17 protein-coding genes are annotated in these 16,718 nt (G+C 43.4%); 9 read left to right on the top strand and 8 right to left on the bottom strand.

The window, feature by feature from the left end:
- The first annotated feature begins 42 nt into the window (after positions 1-42).
- From dapB to BN8899_RS17755, 4 genes are all read left to right on the top strand, one after another.
- Positions 43-774, top strand: a complete 732-nt coding sequence (gene dapB, locus BN8899_RS17770; RefSeq protein WP_065220800.1) for a 4-hydroxy-tetrahydrodipicolinate reductase — start codon at positions 43-45, stop codon at positions 772-774.
- Between the two features lie 31 nt (positions 775-805).
- Positions 806-2,179: a signal peptidase I gene (lepB, locus tag BN8899_RS17765; protein WP_018336179.1), complete on the top strand. Its 1,374-nt coding sequence runs from the start codon at positions 806-808 to the stop codon at positions 2,177-2,179.
- 72 nt (positions 2,180-2,251) lie between these two features.
- Entirely contained in the window at positions 2,252-3,592 is a 1,341-nt protein-coding gene (locus BN8899_RS17760; RefSeq protein WP_018336180.1) for a PhoH family protein, read from the top strand.
- Between the two features lie 103 nt (positions 3,593-3,695).
- On the top strand, positions 3,696-4,331 hold the full coding sequence (locus tag BN8899_RS17755) for a LysE family translocator (RefSeq protein WP_065220381.1): 636 nt from the start codon (positions 3,696-3,698) through the stop codon (positions 4,329-4,331).
- Here BN8899_RS17755 and BN8899_RS17750 read toward each other — a convergent pair.
- Complete coding sequence (locus tag BN8899_RS17750) at positions 4,311-5,264, bottom strand: GNAT family N-acetyltransferase (protein ID WP_018336182.1); 954 nt, start codon at positions 5,262-5,264, stop codon at positions 4,311-4,313. The genes BN8899_RS17755 and BN8899_RS17750 overlap by 21 nt on opposite strands.
- Positions 5,265-5,309: 45 nt before the next feature.
- On the bottom strand, positions 5,310-6,125 hold the full coding sequence (locus BN8899_RS17745) for a glycerol acyltransferase (protein ID WP_082987119.1): 816 nt from the start codon (positions 6,123-6,125) through the stop codon (positions 5,310-5,312).
- A 146-nt stretch (positions 6,126-6,271) separates the two neighbouring features.
- Here BN8899_RS17745 and BN8899_RS17740 point away from each other — a divergent pair, with 146 nt between their 5' ends.
- Positions 6,272-7,960: a tetratricopeptide repeat protein gene (locus BN8899_RS17740; protein WP_065220379.1), complete on the top strand. Its 1,689-nt coding sequence runs from the start codon at positions 6,272-6,274 to the stop codon at positions 7,958-7,960.
- Between the two features lie 92 nt (positions 7,961-8,052).
- Here the strand turns inward: BN8899_RS17740 and ruvC are convergent, their stop codons facing one another.
- The 5 genes from ruvC to rplU all read right to left on the bottom strand — a co-directional run bounded on the left by ruvC (position 8,053) and on the right by rplU (position 11,125).
- The gene (gene ruvC / locus BN8899_RS17735; RefSeq protein ID WP_018336185.1) at positions 8,053-8,607 is read right to left on the bottom strand and encodes a crossover junction endodeoxyribonuclease RuvC; all 555 of its coding nucleotides are present in this window, start codon (positions 8,605-8,607) and stop codon (positions 8,053-8,055) included.
- A 57-nt stretch (positions 8,608-8,664) separates the two neighbouring features.
- Complete coding sequence (locus BN8899_RS17730; RefSeq protein WP_018336186.1) at positions 8,665-8,967, bottom strand: DUF4286 family protein; 303 nt, start codon at positions 8,965-8,967, stop codon at positions 8,665-8,667.
- A 130-nt stretch (positions 8,968-9,097) separates the two neighbouring features.
- The gene (gene serS, locus BN8899_RS17725; protein WP_018336187.1) at positions 9,098-10,372 is read right to left on the bottom strand and encodes a serine--tRNA ligase; all 1,275 of its coding nucleotides are present in this window, start codon (positions 10,370-10,372) and stop codon (positions 9,098-9,100) included.
- A gap of 147 nt (positions 10,373-10,519) precedes the next feature.
- Positions 10,520-10,780, bottom strand: a complete 261-nt coding sequence (gene rpmA / locus BN8899_RS17720; RefSeq protein WP_018336188.1) for a 50S ribosomal protein L27 — start codon at positions 10,778-10,780, stop codon at positions 10,520-10,522.
- Positions 10,781-10,813: 33 nt separating this feature from the next.
- A complete protein-coding gene (rplU, locus tag BN8899_RS17715) occupies positions 10,814-11,125 on the bottom strand; it encodes a 50S ribosomal protein L21 (protein WP_018336189.1) in 312 nt (103 codons plus the stop codon).
- A 197-nt stretch (positions 11,126-11,322) separates the two neighbouring features.
- Between rplU and BN8899_RS17710 the strand changes: the two genes are divergently transcribed.
- From BN8899_RS17710 to BN8899_RS17700, 3 genes are read left to right on the top strand one after another with little or no spacing between them, the layout of a single operon-like run.
- Positions 11,323-11,871, top strand: coding sequence for a 1-acyl-sn-glycerol-3-phosphate acyltransferase (locus tag BN8899_RS17710; RefSeq protein WP_018336190.1), 549 nt, complete (start codon positions 11,323-11,325; stop codon positions 11,869-11,871).
- 47 nt (positions 11,872-11,918) lie between these two features.
- Positions 11,919-12,686: an amidohydrolase gene (locus BN8899_RS17705; RefSeq protein WP_065220378.1), complete on the top strand. Its 768-nt coding sequence runs from the start codon at positions 11,919-11,921 to the stop codon at positions 12,684-12,686.
- A gap of 27 nt (positions 12,687-12,713) precedes the next feature.
- Positions 12,714-14,837: a S9 family peptidase gene (locus BN8899_RS17700; RefSeq protein ID WP_065220377.1), complete on the top strand. Its 2,124-nt coding sequence runs from the start codon at positions 12,714-12,716 to the stop codon at positions 14,835-14,837.
- Positions 14,838-14,939: 102 nt separating this feature from the next.
- Here BN8899_RS17700 and BN8899_RS17695 read toward each other — a convergent pair whose 3' ends face one another.
- Complete coding sequence (locus BN8899_RS17695) at positions 14,940-15,818, bottom strand: Rpn family recombination-promoting nuclease/putative transposase (RefSeq protein WP_065220376.1); 879 nt, start codon at positions 15,816-15,818, stop codon at positions 14,940-14,942.
- Between the two features lie 136 nt (positions 15,819-15,954).
- On the opposite strand from BN8899_RS17695, the gene trmD reads away from it, so the two are divergent.
- The gene (gene trmD / locus BN8899_RS17690; RefSeq protein ID WP_018336194.1) at positions 15,955-16,632 is read left to right on the top strand and encodes a tRNA (guanosine(37)-N1)-methyltransferase TrmD; all 678 of its coding nucleotides are present in this window, start codon (positions 15,955-15,957) and stop codon (positions 16,630-16,632) included.
- Positions 16,633-16,718 lie beyond the last annotated feature (86 nt).

Raw genomic sequence — 16,718 nt, 5'->3', positions numbered from 1 at the left:
ATATTATCTTTGTGTCTTAGTGGTATATTTTTTATTTGGATAATGAAGATTGCATTACTTGGTTACGGAAGAATGGGAAAAGCGATCGAGCGGGTGGCTCGGGAACGCGGGCACGAGATCGTGCTGGTGGTTGATGAGACAAATCGTGCCTCGTGTACGGACGAGCAATTGAAACAGGCGGACGTGGCGATTGAGTTCACTACTCCCGCGGTTGCCGTGGATAATTATTTCTGGTGTTTCCGTAATGGTGTGCCCGTGATTTCCGGTACGACCGGGTGGTTGGACAGATGGGGCGAAGTGACAGAGTCGTGCGAGCAGACAGGGGGGGCGTTCTTTTATGCCTCCAATTATAGTATAGGTGTGAATATATTCTTTCATTTGAACCGTTGGTTGGCAAAGACCATGGCAGGTTTTGGTAATTACAAGGTGTTCGTGGAAGAAACACATCACGTGCATAAATTGGATGCCCCGAGTGGTACCGCGATAACGTTGGCAGAGGGAATCTTGGATGAACATCCGAAATATTCTTGTTGGAAATTAGACGAGGGGGACGTGAAAGATCGCGAGTTGCCAATCAAGGCGAAGCGTGAAGGCGAAGTGCCCGGTATTCATTCCGTGACGTATAAATCGGACGTGGATGAGATTCAGATACATCACTCCGCTTTTTCCCGTGACGGATTCGCCCAGGGAGCCGTGATGGCTGCTGAATTTATGGCAGGGAAAAAAGGGGTTTATGGAATGGATGACCTTTTAGAGTTGAAAGTTAAAAACTAAAAGATAAAAGTTTAGAATTAAGAACGAAGATATGAGAAATGTATTGACAAATAAATGGTTTAAGTTCGGGATAGTTCTTTTTATATATTTATTGTGGACGTTGTGGATACAGAGTTGGTGGTTATTGATCGGTGTACCCGTTTTGTTCGATATTTATATTTCAAAGAAGGTGCACTGGGCTTTCTGGAAGAAAAAGAACGTGGAAAAACAAACGAAGGTTGTCGAGTGGATCGATGCTTTGATTTTCGCGATTATTGCCGCCACGTTGATTAGGATGTTCTTTTTCGAGGCGTACACGATTCCTACTTCTTCAATGGAGAAGACCATGCTCGTGGGGGATTACTTGTTCGTGAGCAAGGTGGCTTACGGTCCGAAACTGCCGAATACTCCTTTGTCTGTACCTTTCACTCATCATACTTTGCCCTTTACAAGCTCCACGAAGGCGTATTCCGAAGCCATCCAGTGGCCTTACAAGCGTATCGGAGGTTTGGGAAAAGTAAAGCGAAATGATATTGTCGTGTTTAATTTCCCGGCAGGGGACACGGTGATCGTGGGGAATGAAAATCCGGATTATTATTCACGATTGCGAGGTGCGACTCAAAAAGCAATTTATGATACGAAAATGGAGAAGGGGATAGATGTTGCTTATGAATTTGCATTACCTATTGTCCGTAAAGAAATGTGGGCAACGAATAACATTATTGCCCGTCCGGTAGATAAGCGTGAAAACTATATCAAGAGATGCGTTGGGATGCCGGGAGATGTGTTGGAGATGAAGGATGCTGTGTTGTACGTGAATGGGGAAAGAGAAGAGAATTACGCTACCATGCAGCAAAATTATGTCATTACGGTAAATTCTCCGTTCAATCAATTAAAATTGGAGGAAATGGGGATCGCCCGGGATGATATCGGTTATTATGCCAACACTTATAAATTACCTTTGACAACAGGAATGTTGGAAAAGATTAAAGCGATGCCTAATGTGGTTTCTGTTAGCCGTGAAGTCGAGCGTGGTGAAATTTTCCCGTATAGCGAGAATTACCCGTGGACGAGGGATGATTTTGGTCCGCTGCCTATCCCGAAGAAGGGGGAAACCATAGACCTGACAATTGAAAATTTACCAATATACGAGCGTATTATCGGGGCTTACGAGGAAAATAAGCTGGAAGTAAAGGATTCCGTGATATATATTAATGGAAGTCCGGCAGATAAATATACCTTCAAGATGGATTATTACTGGATGATGGGGGATAACCGTCATAATTCGGCAGACTCCCGTTACTGGGGATTCGTGCCCGAGGATCATATCGTGGGTAAGGCTTATTTTATCTGGCTTTCCTTGGATAAGGATAAATCTTTCTTGGGTAAGATACGATGGAACAGGATGTTCCGGTTTATACATTAAAAAAAAGCGGCTAAGCCGCTTTTTTTGTTAATAAATTTACTAACTTGTCAGTGTTTAGAAAATACTACAATTATGGCAAAAAGTAAAAACAAAAAGACGTTTGTATTAGATACGAATGTTATCCTACATGATTATAGATCAATTTACAATTTTGAAGATAATGATATCGTTATCCCGATAACGGTTCTCGAGGAGTTGGATAAATTTAAAAGGGGAAATGACCAGATCAATTACCACGCGCGGGAGTTCGTGCGTGAGTTGGATCAGATTTCGGGAGAAGATTTCTTTGTGAAGGGAGCTTCTTTAGGCAAAGGAAAAGGCAATCTTTTTATCCAGACGGGGGTGCCGTTTAACGAGAAGATAAACGAGTCGTTCAGTGAAGATATTCCGGATCACCGGATATTGGCTATTGCCGCGTTTATTACAGAGAAGAGAAAGGGTGAAAAGGTCGTTTTAGTGTCAAAGGATATGAATTTGAGGATGAAAGCGAGGTCTTTGGATATTCTGGCAGAGGACTACAAGACGGATCAGGTGAAGAATTTGGAGGTGTCGTTGAACAAGTGCGTGATTACAAGGGAGGATTTTTCCCAGGAGTTGATTGCTAAACTTTACGAGAGCGGGGAAGCCGGGGTACCGGTGGAAACGTTCTTCCCGAAGGAAGAGATCAAAGGGAATAATTATTATATATTAAAGAACGGCAGTAATTCTGTGTTGGCTTGTTATGATCCGACCCGGAGGGTGGTGCGGAAAGTGGAGAAATTGAATACTTTCGGTATTTACCCGAAGAATTCGGAGCAAGCGTTCGCGTTGGACGCGTTGATGAACCCGAATATATCTTTGGTGGCATTGAGTGGCAAGGCTGGAACGGGAAAGACTTTGCTGGCGTTGGCAGCAGCGTTGCAACAAAATAAAGCGTTCGAGCAGATTTATCTGGCTCGTCCTATCGTGGCTTTGTCTAACAAAGATTTAGGGTACTTGCCGGGTGACGTGAACGAGAAGGTGAGTCCTTATATGCAACCGTTGTTTGATAATTTGGCGGTGATCAAGCACCGTTACACGATGCACAGTCAGGAGAATCGTTTGATCGACGATATGTTGAAAGACGAGCGTCTGGTGATTTCCGCGCTGGCTTATATCCGCGGGCGGAGTTTATCGAACGTGTTTTTTATCGTGGACGAAGCTCAAAACTTGACACCGCATGAAATAAAGACAATTATTACACGTGCCGGAGAAGGGGTGAAAATGGTGTTCACGGGAGATATTGACCAGATCGACTCTCCTTATTTGGATCGCCAGTCCAATGGGTTGTCACATTTGTTCGACCGGATGCAAGGACAAGAAATGTTTGCTCACGTGCACTTGGAAAAAGGGGAACGGAGTTACCTGGCAGAGGTCGCAAGCAATCTGCTTTAACAGTCGAAAGTCTATAAAGTCCGTAAGGTCTATAAGGTCTATATGCAGACACTTTGTAACTTTATGGACTTTATAGACCTTATGGACTTTATAGATTCTTTATATGAATATTTGGGGATTTTTGGGTGCGGCAATAGCGTTGACATTGATGCCGGGACCTGATATTTTATTTGTGATCACACAAAGTATTATCCGGGGGAAAAAAGCGGGAATCATTTTTGCCTGCGGGTTGTGTACCGGATTGCTTGCTCACACTGCGGCTGTTAGTTTGGGGCTTTCGTTGATATTATACAAGTCCCCGGTGGCTTTTTCCGTGTTGAAGTATCTTGGAGCGGCTTACCTGATTTATTTGGGTGTTAAATCCTTTATGCATCGTAACGAAAATTCCTTGGAATTACCTGCTTCCGGGGGGGCGGAGTACAAGCTATACCGCAAAGGTATTCTGATGAATATATTGAACCCGAAAGTCCTCGTGTTTTTTATCGCGTTCTTTCCCGGGTTCGTTAATCCGGCGACGGAGAATCCTGCGGGAGAGTTACTGTTATTAGGTGTACTTTTTATGGCACAGGCTATTGTTATTTTCTCGCTAGTAGCTTTGTTGGCGGAACGATTGTCCCGCCGTTTGATGCAAAATAGTCATTTTTCGTTGATTATGCATATCATCGAGTCGCTGGTTTACATCATCATCGGGATTAGCCTGATCTTCGTGACCGTGGGGTCAGAACTTCCTCAAGCGTAATATACGGGGAATGTATGTTGAAATATGGCGTGCTTTTTTCGTTTCATAAACATCATCTATTTTGATCAAGATTGCCGTTTCCTCCACACCACCGAATCCCGGATTGATAGCGGTTCCGAATGATTTCATGGAAGGGGACAAACTCATGTAGGCGTTCACGAGGGGAGGTATGTTTTCCCCGTGTTCCCGCACGTAACGGGAGAGTATTTTATAATCCTCCTCGTAGCTATTCCCGCAAAGTATGCTACCGAGTTTTCGATCGTCAATATGTATTTCCAGGGGAACGATGGGTTCTACCAATCGTTCGTTATCCTTGAAATATTTGCGCATGAAGAAAAGTATCATGTCACGGGCTTCTATGTTGAAACTGGTGTACATGGTGACTTTCCCGAAGAAGTACTCCATCTTGGGGTTTTCCACGGTGAGGGCTCCTAATCCATCCCATAGGTTATCCAGGGCAAAAAGGGATTTTCGTCCCATCTTGGTAGACTGGTACAGGGGTTGGACGAAGGAACGCCCGAGTTCTATCATCTTGGTCAAGTATTCTTTCTTGAATTGCTCGGAGAATCGAAATAGTTCCGTGGTGGCAAGGTTGGGCTCTCCCTCTGCATTCAAGGAGAGGTTGTCACAAAGGATGTAACGGTAACCGCCGAGTATTTCTTGCTCTTTGGGATCCCACACGATCAATTGTTGATAAGGCACTTGTTGATCGATATCGAAAGGGTCGATGTCAACTTCTTTGCCCGTACCGCCTCCTGCCGTCCTGAATGTCAATTCGCGTAGTCGCCCGACTTCTCTCATCAGGTTGGGGCTATTGAAAGCGTTGAACGAGTATATTTCGTTGTTACCTTTATTCGTTTTCCGGATAAATCTTTCTTCCGTTAACTCTGCTAACAATTTTGCTTTATCCAAAGGATAGATGACAGGCTGCATAAATTTTAGATTTTGAATTTTAGATTGTCAATACGCAATTTAAATCTATAAGCTGTAAACTATTTTCTTCACTTGTTCTGCCCATTCCTTGGGGGTTTTACTTTTGTCGAAGGTTTGCCAGGGAATAGGTTTACCGATACTTAACGTGAAAGTGGAGCCTTTTTTATTGAATGTTTCTTTGGGAAGGCACATCATTTCGAGGTTTACTTTCAATCCTATTTTTGTTCTGAAATTAGCGAGGTTATAGAAGAATTTGGAATTCTGTCCTTTTACCCGTATCGGAACAATGTCACGATGGTATTTCACGGCTTTCACGATAAAACTCTTTTGCCACTCGGGATCGATGATGACCCCTTTGGTTTTCCGGCTGACCATACCTGCCGGAAAGGTGATTACCTGTGCATCGGAAGCAAAGGCGGCTTCAAGATCGGCAGCGGCCTCCTTGGCTAATCCACCGTGTTTGTTAACCGGCAAGAAAATATTGTTCAAATTCTTCAGATTCATCAACAAGTCGTTTACCGGGAATTTTAAAGGACTATATTTTCTTCCCAGGTAGTGAATCAGAATGATGCCGTCCGGTCCGCCCAAAGCGTGATTTGCTGCGAATATGTATCGTCCGTTGGGATCGGGGAGATTTTCTTCACCTTCGATTTTGAAAGATAGATCAAGGTATTCCATTACTCCGTCGGCGAAGTCCAACCCTTTGTGGTCGCCGTATTTGGAGATGAAATCATTAATCTGGTCTTGACAAATCAATCTTTTTAAGAATGAATAAATGAATTTGGGAATCCAACGGGCTAACTTGGGATTTTTACTCTTAAAAAGTTCTTCTATATATATCGGTTTAACAGTTTCTTCCATAATAATTGTGAATTGAACTCTTTTGCTCTAAAAGTTTTGACAAAGATAAAAAACCTTATTCAATAAAAATCGTTATAGAAGATATGAATTGAAAAATATGAACATTTTTAATGAATGGAATAAGTTGAACCCAAAAAAAGAGAACAATGAGAAAATTATCTTTATTGACTAGTGGAGTTATTTTGATGCTTTCTTTCTTGATGGTGGGATGTAATACCATGAAGAAGTTGGAGAGAGAAGCCATCGAAACGGCAGTAGTGGGGAAGGTCTCACCTCAGCAGTTGACGGCGGTGGATGGAATGGTGAATTTTAATTATAATGTTGCTTTCGCTCCCAAGCAGTTTTATAAGAAGTTAATTTTGAAAGTGACTCCGAAGATGCAATATCCCGGAGGAGAAGAAGCTATGCAACCGCTTTATTTCCAAGGAGAGAAGGTGAGAGGCACAGATTATCCGGTGGTAGAATACAAGGGTAACACGATGGCAACTTATAACCTTTCATTCCCGTACCGTGACGGTATGCAAAAGGGGATCTTGATAGCTGATATCGAGGCGATCATGGGTAATAAGAGTGTTGATTTTACACCTGCTATCTTGAACACGAATGGTGTGAAAGAATGGAAATCTTACGTTTATTCTTTACCCAGTAATCCTAACGCTATCCCGTTGTTCACGGAAACTTTCGTGAAAGACGTTCCCGCTACCGGAGTGGGTGTTGTTAGTGGGTATGTTTTGTTCCCGTTGGCACAATCTGCGATCACGGATGCTCAAAAGAAATCAACCGTGATGTCCCAAGCGACTAAGGTGATGAAGGAAGTGTTGGCTAATAAGGATGCCAAGATCACGAACATGATTATGTATGTTTCCAGCTCCCCCGAAGGACCGGAAAGATTGAACAAGAATTTGACAACAAACCGTTTCAAGGCCGCGAAGACTTTCTTCGAGAAAGACCTTGGTTTGGCAAATACGCCGATGGCAAAAGATGCCAAGTTTATCGTGTCTAACCTGGTAAACGAGAATTGGGATGGTTTGTATCTGTTGTTGGATGATTCTAACATAAAGAATAAAGCAACGATCGTGAAAGATTTGAAGGCTGCTTCGAATTTGGCAAAACGTGAAGCCGTGCTCGAGTCTTATATCAAGACTGTACCGGAATTGAAAGATGTTGTTCTTCCTGTTCTCCGCCGGGCTGATTTCTTTATATTCTACACGGTACCCGCTGTGATGCAGGTAGAGGATCAGGCAACCGCTTACTATGTTCCTCAATTGCAGGAAACTTCTGTATTGTCTGCACAGACCGATATAAATTTATTGAATGATTTGGCTGCCTCGGCTATCCAGAATAAGGATTACCGGAAAGCGAAGAAGTTATTGGAATCGGCTGCCGTGATTAAAGATCAACCGGAGGTGTTTAATAACTTGGGTATTGTTTACCAGAACGAGGGCAACAATGCACAAGCTCAAAATATGTACACGAAGGCGTCCATTAAGAAAGAGGCTAAGTATAATTTAGGTATGCTGTTATTGCAACAGAAAGAGTATAGCAAAGCTATTCCTTACTTGAAAGAGATGCCGAATATTAACTTGGCTTACGCGCAGTTGATGGCTAATGATAATCGTGCAGCCTTGTCTACTCTGAAGAGTTTGAATCTGACTTCCGGATACGAATACTACATGATGGCTATAGCTGCAGCTAGATTGAAAGATACGCAGACGATGGCTGTGGCTTTGCAAAAAGCAATCCAGCTTGACTCACAATTGAAGGAAAAAGCTCGGACAGATAAAGAGTTTTATCCTTATGCACAAGAAACGATTTATTTGAATATTGTTGATTAAAATTGTTTGACTTTGCATTGAAAATAGGGTCATGGCGAAAGCGATGACCCTATTTGTTTTAGGTTATGGGGGGGGTAAAGCAATTTATTGCTTTACAAAACCTTGTCCGGATTTTGCTTGATGAAATCTCCCCAACCTTTGCATTTGGAGCTGCCTGTTGTCGGGAGTGAACCTTGCAGGTGATGGCAGTAGGCAATGGCGATGGCGTCCGTTTCGTCCAATGTGGAAATCGTGTCGGGCATAACCATAAATTTACCTAGCAGAATAGCGATTTGTTCTTTTGATGCCTCTCCTGTTCCGGTGATGCTCATTTTGATCTTTTTCGGGGCATACTCGAAGATCGGGATATCGCGTTGAAGTGCGGCAGCAATGGCTACGCCTTGTGCCCGTCCCAGTTTGAGCATGGATTGAATATTCTTCCCGTAAAACTGTGATTCGATAGCGAGTTCGTCGGGGTGGTAGGAGTCGATGACTTGCAGGGTACGTTGGAATACACGTTGTAATTTTAGGTAAGGGTCATCGAGTTTTTTCATGTCCACGACTCCCGATACGACAAGTTCCGGTTTACTATTCTTCCCGGTAGTACGGAGAATAGCGTATCCCATAAAGTTCGTTCCGGGGTCAATCCCCATGATTAGTTTTTCCATTGATCGAAGGTGTACACGTTTATTTCATGTACAAAGGTACACAAAATCCTTTGGATTTTATACTTCTTCCAAAGTTGTACTGAAATGAAGTAAATTAGAACCGAACATTTCGGTTAATACTCCCAGTAATTTTTCTTTGTACAATTCCATGAAGACCGCGTAATCATCAGCAACAGAGAAAACAAGTTGTAACGAGAAGGATTTTCCTTCTTCTTCGTTTACTAGTATCCTGGTGAATAGGACATCACAGCATACGCTTTTGGCTTTGACGTAAGGAATATAAAATTCACGGATCGCTTTTCTGAATGCTCCCTCTATTTCTTCTTCGACGTGAAATGTGGTGTTGTAGATAAATCGCATAGGTCGGGTTAAAAGTTAAAAACTAAAAGATAAAAGTTTAAAGTGAATCTTACGTGCCTATCCTGAAAAAGGTTTCTTTAAGCGGGAATGACCTTTTATCTCTTATCTTTTAGTTTTTAGTTCTTATCTTTTACTTGATGTAATCCGTTCCCATGAATCCTCGTAGGACGTCGGGTACACGGATTCCTTCAGGGGTTTGATTGTTTTCCAGCAAGGAAGCCACGATTCTTGGCAAGGCAAGTGCGCTGCCGTTAAGGGTATGAGCCATAATGGTTTTCTTTTCACCTTTTTCCCGGAAACGCAGTTTCAAGCGGTTTGCCTGGTATTCCTCGAAGTTGGAGACGGAGCTTACTTCTAACCAGCGATTCTGTGCTTTGGAATATACTTCAAAATCGTAGGTGAGGGCAGAAGTGAAACTCAGGTCGCCACCGCACAAACGAACGATACGATAAGGTAATTCCAGTTTTTGCAACAATCCTTCCACGTGTTTCACCATACCGTCGAGAGCCTCGTAAGAAACTTCCGGGCGAGTGATCTGCACGATCTCTACTTTGTCGAACTGGTGTAGGCGATTTAAGCCGCGCACGTCTTTGCCGTATGAGCCTGCTTCCCGGCGGAAACAAGCCGAATAGGCTGTATTTTTCACGGGCAACTGGTCTGCGTCGAGAATCACATCCCGGTACAGGTTGGTTACCGGAACTTCTGCCGTGGGGATAAGGTAAAGTTTGTCTTCGTTCACGTAATACATCTGCCCGTCTTTGTCGGGTAATTGTCCGGTTCCGAACCCGGAGTCTTCGTTCACCACGAGAGGCGGTTGCACTTCCTCGAATCCGGCTTTGATATTTTCTTCGAGGAAGAAATAAATCAAGGCTCTTTGCAGGCGTGCTCCCAGTCCCTTGTACACGGGGAAACCGGCTCCGGTGATTTTAACCCCAACCTCGAAGTCGATCAATTGGTATTTCTTTGCCAGATCCCAGTGGGGGAGTTGTCCTTCCTCGTGGGCGGGTATATTGTCGCTAACTTTGACAATCACGTTGTCTGCATCGCTTTTTCCGGGAGGCACGGAGTCGTGGGGTAAATTTGGCAGGCGCACGATAAGTGTGTTCAACTCGTTCAAGGTTTCGTTATGCTTGGCGGTCAGGGCTGCAATTTCTTCTTTCAAACGGGTTGTGTTGGCACGGGCGGCTTCTGCCTCTTCTTTTTTCCCTTCTTTCATCAACGAGCCGATTTGTTTCGAGATGCTGTTCATTTCGGCTTGTTTGTCGTCTGATTCTTTTTGAAGGTTTTTTCTCTCGTTGTCAAGAGAGATGATTTTCTCAACTAATTCTTTGGCATCAAAGTTTTTCACGGCTAATTTACGGATTACCGTTTCTTTGTTTTCCTGAATAAATTTAAGGTTTAGCATCTCGACTAATTTTAGATTTTAAATTTAAGATTTTCATTTACGAAAGCAAGAATCTATTTTTGAGTACTCTTGTTTCGGGCTGTAAAAATAAAAAAAACTCCTGTACTTTGCCAAGGACAGGAGTTTAAATATGTTCATAATTTCTGTTTACTCAGCAATAGCTTCTACAGAAACGTACGATTTGTTGTCTTGTTTCTTTTTGAAAACAACTTTTCCGTCGATCAAAGCGAATAAGGTATGATCTCTACCTAATCCCACGTTCAATCCCGGGTTGTGTACAGTTCCTCTTTGACGAACAATAATGCTACCAGCTTGCACGAATTGTCCACCAAAAACTTTTACTCCTAATCGTTTGCTTTCTGATTCACGACCGTTCTTAGAGCTACCGACTCCTTTCTTGTGTGCCATATCGTCTTATAATTTTAGAAGTTACAAAATAAATTAAGCGTTGATCGTTTCGATCTGAATTTGAGTCATACATTGACGATGACCGTTCTTTTTGCAGTATCCTTTTCTTCTCTTTTTCTTGAAGATGATCACTTTGTCAGCTTTCAAGTGAGATAATACTTTTGCCGTAACTTTGGCTCCTTCTACTACTGGAGTACCGATTTTGATTTCTCCCTCATTGTCCACTAAAAGCACTTTGTCAAATTCTACTTGAGCGCCTTCTTCTGCAGCCAGTCTGTGAACATAGACTTTACGGTCTTTTTCAACCTTGAATTGTTGTCCTGCGATTTCTACAATTGCGTACATTGTTCTAATTCATTTTAAAGTTAATACCATGGGGTGGGTGTTTCTCCGCTTGGTGTACCCCTGAGGCTAAATTTTCGCTCGGCAAAAGTAGTAATTGTTTTTGAAACGGCAAAGAAATCGTTGAATAAATGAGATATGATTTTATATTCGGGGGAAATGTACTAACTTTGGCAGGTTTTCTGTAAAAGAGAAAGATTATGAAATATATCGCACGTCTGATATTAAAGATTTTCGGGTGGAAGCTCAGGGGAAGTTTACCCACGGACAAGAAGGCGGTGGTCATATCCGTGCCACATACCTCCATCATGGATTTTATCTGGGGAAAACTCACGTTCATGAGTTATGGCATCCCCACTTATATATTAATGAAGAAAGAATTTTTCTTTTTTCCTTTAGGTTTGATATTGAAGGCCATGCACGTGATTCCTGTTGACCGGGGAAACAAGGAAAACCATCTTGTCGAGCGTATGGCGGAAGAGTTTAAAAAGAGGGATGAGATGTATTTGACGATCACCCCGGAGGGAAGCCGCAAGAAGCGGAAGAAATGGAAAAAAGGATTTCTGGTGATCGCTAAAGAGGCGGGAGTGCCCGTTTATTTGGGAAGAATAGATTATAAAGATAAATATTGTACCTGGGGACCTCGTTTTATTCCCACGGGTGACCCGGATGCGGATTTGAAGTACATCATGTCAACGTACAAGGATGCCCATCCTCGTCACCCGGAAAATTTCTCGGCGGGTGATTAGTAATGGTATAGAACGGGAATATTGTTGTATCAGAAAATAAAATGATTATGAAGGTAGCAATCGTACAAGCACGCTTGGAGTGGGAAAATGTTCCGTTGAACCTGAAGTTTTTTAACAAACGTTTGAGTGAAGTGAATGGGGCGGATATCATCGTGTTGCCCGAGATGTTTGCTTCCGGTTTCACGATGGCGGGTAAAGGGCAAGTGGCGCCTTTTTATGAAGCCGTGAACCAATGTATGCAGGATTGGGCGGATGAGAAGGATGCTTTAATCATGGGATCGACCATTTGCTATGAAGACGGGCATTATTTCAATCGTCTTTTGGCGGCGTTCCCGGACGGGCGTGTGTTGCATTACGATAAAAGGCACCGTTTCACGATGGGCAAGGAAGATGAGCATTTCACCGCCGGACACGAGTTGTTGGTTTTTGAATACAAGGGAATGAAGATCGCTCCTTTTATTTGCTATGACCTGCGTTTTCCCGTGTGGAGCCGCAATACTTCCGAGTATGATATGGCTGTCTATGTTGCCAATTGGCCGGAAGCCAGGAGGGAGCCGTGGCAGATTTTGCTAAAGGCGAGGGCTATCGAGAACCAGTGTTACGTGGTGGGTGTGAATTGTGTGGGCGAGGATGGTATCGGGTTGCGTTACTCGGGCGATTCCATGGTGATCTCCCCCAGGGGGGAGGTACTGGCGGCGTGTGAACCTTATGCCGATGAAGTGCGTCAAGCCGATATAGACCTGGAGGCGCTGGAAGAGTTTCGTGATAAATTCCCTGTTCTGGAGGATCGAGATGAATTTACAATTGAAGAATAATGTATAAATAACAGCTAAAAGAAAGGAATGAAAAAAACATTGTTGACGATAATCGGATTGAGTATGATGTTCGGTTTGAACGCACAGGAGAAAGTGTTGACCATGGAAGAGGCTGTGGTAGGGTATCACCTGTACCCCCGGTCGAAATATTTCCAGTGGCAAGGGGATAAGAATCAATACACTTATCTCGATCGGGAGGGGCTCATGGGAGAGTCTGCCGATAAGGGTGAAAAGACTGTTCTGTTGACAGTTGCAGAGTTGAACAAGATTTTGAATGCCGACCTGAAAGGTTTTCCTAACTTTTCTTGGCTAGACGGCAACACGATCGTTATAGCCCGTCAAGGAAATATCTATCATATTGACGTGGAGAAAAAGCAGTTGAAGCATACTTTTTCTTTCCCGAAGGGGGCTGCCAATCAAACTTACACGAAGGCGGGTAATTTGTATGCCTACACGGTGGATAATAACTTGTATTACCTGGATGAACGGGGGAACAGCTATACCGTGACTGCCGACGAGGATAAAAATATCGTGAACGGTCAGGTTGTTAGCCGTAATGAGTTCGGGATCTCGGGAGGTATATTCTGGTCGCCAGACGGTAAGAAACTCGGTTTCTATCGTAAGGACGAGAGCGAGGTGACGAATTTCCCTTTGTTGGATATCAATAGCCGCACCGGGAGTTTGAAAGAAATCAAGTACCCGATGGCTGGAATGAAATCCGAGCTGGTAACGATGGGTGTTTATGACATCGCTTCCGGTCGTACGGTCTTTCTGGATGTGAATGATTTCGGTCGGGAACAGTACCTCACGGGGATCACGTGGGCGCCGGAATCCGATATCGTGTACATTCAGGTGTTAAACCGGGGACAGGATCATATGCGTTTGAACAAGTACGATGCCTCTACCGGGAAACAAATCGCCACATTGTTCGAGGAAAAATCCAATACTTACGTGGAGCCGCAAAACGGGTTGGTATTCATGAAGAATAACCCGAAGCAGTTCCTTTACGAGACAAATAACCGGGACGGTTATTTCAATCTTTACCTGTACGACGTGAATGGCAAGTTGATTAAACGTTTGACCGATGTCGATGCGGACGTGGCTTACGTGGATATGGATCGTGCCGGAAAATACGTGTACTATCTTTCTTCAGAAGTATCTCCGGTGGAAAAACAGCTTTTCCGGGTAGACGTGAAGAGTGGTAAGAAAGCTCGCTTGACTCCCGAGGAAGGTTGGCATAATATCAGCATGAGTGGGGATTGCAGTTATTTTATTGATAATTACAGTAGTGTAAAGGTTCCGCGTAACGTTGATTTGGCAACCAATAACGGTAAAGTGATTCGTCGGATTCAGGAAGTGGAAAACCCGAACAAAAACTACAATTATGGTGAAGTTACTTTGGGTTCCATAAAGGCGGATGATGGTAGCGATTTATACTATCGTTTGATAAAGCCGATGAATTTTGATCCGAACAAGAAATACCCGGTAATTCATTACGTGTACGGGGGACCGCACGCGCAAATGGTAACTAACATCTGGAATGCCAATATCCGGATGTGGGAAATGTACATGGCTCAACACGGTTACGTGGTGTTTATCATTGATAACCATGGTACTCCCAATCGCGGAAAGGCTTTCGAGGAAGTGATTCACCGCCAGTGCGGACAGGTGGAAATGAAAGACCAGGTGAAAGGTATCGAGTGGTTGAAATCCTTCCCGTGGGTGGATGCCGACCGTATCGGTGTTCACGGTTGGAGTTACGGTGGTTTCATGACCATTTCGTTGATTACCAACTATCCCGATATTTATAAAGTGGGAGTCGCCGGGGGACCGGTGATCGACTGGAAATGGTACGAGGTCATGTATGGCGAGCGTTATATGGATTCCCCGCAGGAGAATCCGGAAGGATACGCTAAAACCAGTTTGATAGCTAAAGCTAAAGACCTCAAAGGTAAATTATTGATCTGCCAGGGAGCTGTCGATCCGGTGGTGGTATGGGAACAGAGTTTAAGTTTTATTCGGGAATGTATCAAGAATAACGTGCAAGTGGATTACTTCCCTTACCCGTGCGCGGAGCACAACGTGATGGGACGTGACCGAATCCATCTGATGCAGAAGGTGACGAATTATTTCGAGGATTACTTGAAATAATTGAAAAATGTAGCCGTGAATAGGATTCTGCATTAGATTAAATCAGCCAACTAATTTCTTTGACTTAGTTGGCTGATTTATTTTATTTATCTTGATAGGCATTTATATTTCTTCAATTTCTCCGGAAGATAAACCTGTTGCTTTTATGATGGCATCTGGCGATAATCCCATCGTTTTTAAATTTCGGGCTATTTCCTGTTGCTTTTTCTTTTCTCCTTCTTTGAAGCCTTTCTTTTCTCCTTCTTCATAACCTTTTACATGCCCTTTCTTTTCAGCAGTTTTAACCACGCTGTACCAATCCCGAAAGACTTTTAGGCTATCCTCGTATTCGTACAGTTCCCGTTTACTGAATCCGGCAATTTCAGCGGCTTTGAAAAGGCGTTCGAAAACTCGTTCCTGTAGAGCAGCCGGGCGTTCCATGAGTCCTGAAAGATTCCGTAGCACAAACATCCATTTATCGAACATGGTTTCCAACTCCAATTCACTCTTGTTGAATTTGGGCATTTCGAGGTAAATGAACGTTAGTTTGTCATAAAAAACTTCTTTCGTGCGAGTATCTAGTAATTTTACTTCATGATGGTAATAATTATCCTTGTCGTCAAAAGTAAAATTAAGGATACCGATCGTGTAAATAGCTTTTAGTTCGTAATCCCAACTTTTCCCTTTCACGGCTTGTTCCCGAATGGGAAATGTCGAATAAAACAAACTACGATCTTTAAAAAATTGCTGCTCACCTTTTTGCATCTCCACGAGGAATTTCTCTCCTTGCTCGTTTTCGCAATACACGTCGAATACTGCACGTCTGTCAATCTCTTGCGTATCCAAGTGGTAAGTAATATCTTTTATCGATTGTTCCCCGTGTAGCAAGGCATTCAAGAAGCTGATTAATAAATCCTTGTTCATGTCCGTACCGAATAACTTCTTGAAACCGAAGTCTGTGTAGGGATTAATATAGCGTTCCAGTAAACCTTCGCTTCCCATGATTTTTTGTGTTTTATTATATAACAAAGATAATCAATTTTTTGCCATGTAATAAATTCGATGGGCAAATATAGTAGTTCTTTTTTGTTTTTATTGTTATATCTTTGTCGCTTTCAACTTTCAATTTTCAATTGTTATGCGCATTGATATATTAAGTGTTGTACCGGAATTACTGGAAAGTCCTTTGAATCATTCGATTATCAAGAGGGCAAAGGAGAAGGGTATCGTGGAGATTCATATCCATAATATACGGGATTGGTCGAAGGACAAGCACCGGAAGGTAGACGATTATTCTTTCGGCGGTGATGCCGGTTTGGTGATGGCTGTACAGCCGATTTTTGATTGTATCAATGAGTTGGCTTCCCAACGGCACTACGATGAAATTATTTACACGGCGCCGGACGCCCCGACGTTTAATCAAAAGACGGCAAACGAGTTGTCTTTGAAAGAAAATATCATGATCCTTTGCGGGCATTATAAAGGGATCGACCACCGGATCCGGGAGCATTTGATTACCCGGGAGATTTCCGTGGGCGATTACGTGTTGACGGGAGGGGAGTTGCCCGCTTGTATTATGACGGATGCCGTTGTGCGTTTATTGCCGGGAGCCATGGGTGATGAGACTTCCGCCCTGACGGATTCGTTTCAGGATAACCTGCTTGCCCCGCCCGTGTACACCCGTCCGGCAGAATTCAACGGTTGGCGTGTGCCGGAAGTATTGCTGTCGGGGAATCATGCTTTAATTGACGAGTGGCAGGAACAACAGGCTTTGGAACGTACAAGGCGGTTGCGTCCGGATTTATTGGATGAGTGATCTTTTCGCTATCCTAAGTCTATCCTTTCGCTACCATAAAAACGAATCATGGCCGAATCATGGCCGTAGCATAAACGTGGATTTGC

Origin of the sequence: Butyricimonas sp. Marseille-P2440 (assembly GCF_900091675.1) — a bacterium.
GTDB lineage: Bacteria > Bacteroidota > Bacteroidia > Bacteroidales > Marinifilaceae > Butyricimonas > Butyricimonas synergistica.
This window is presented reverse-complemented; position numbering and strand designations above follow the sequence as displayed.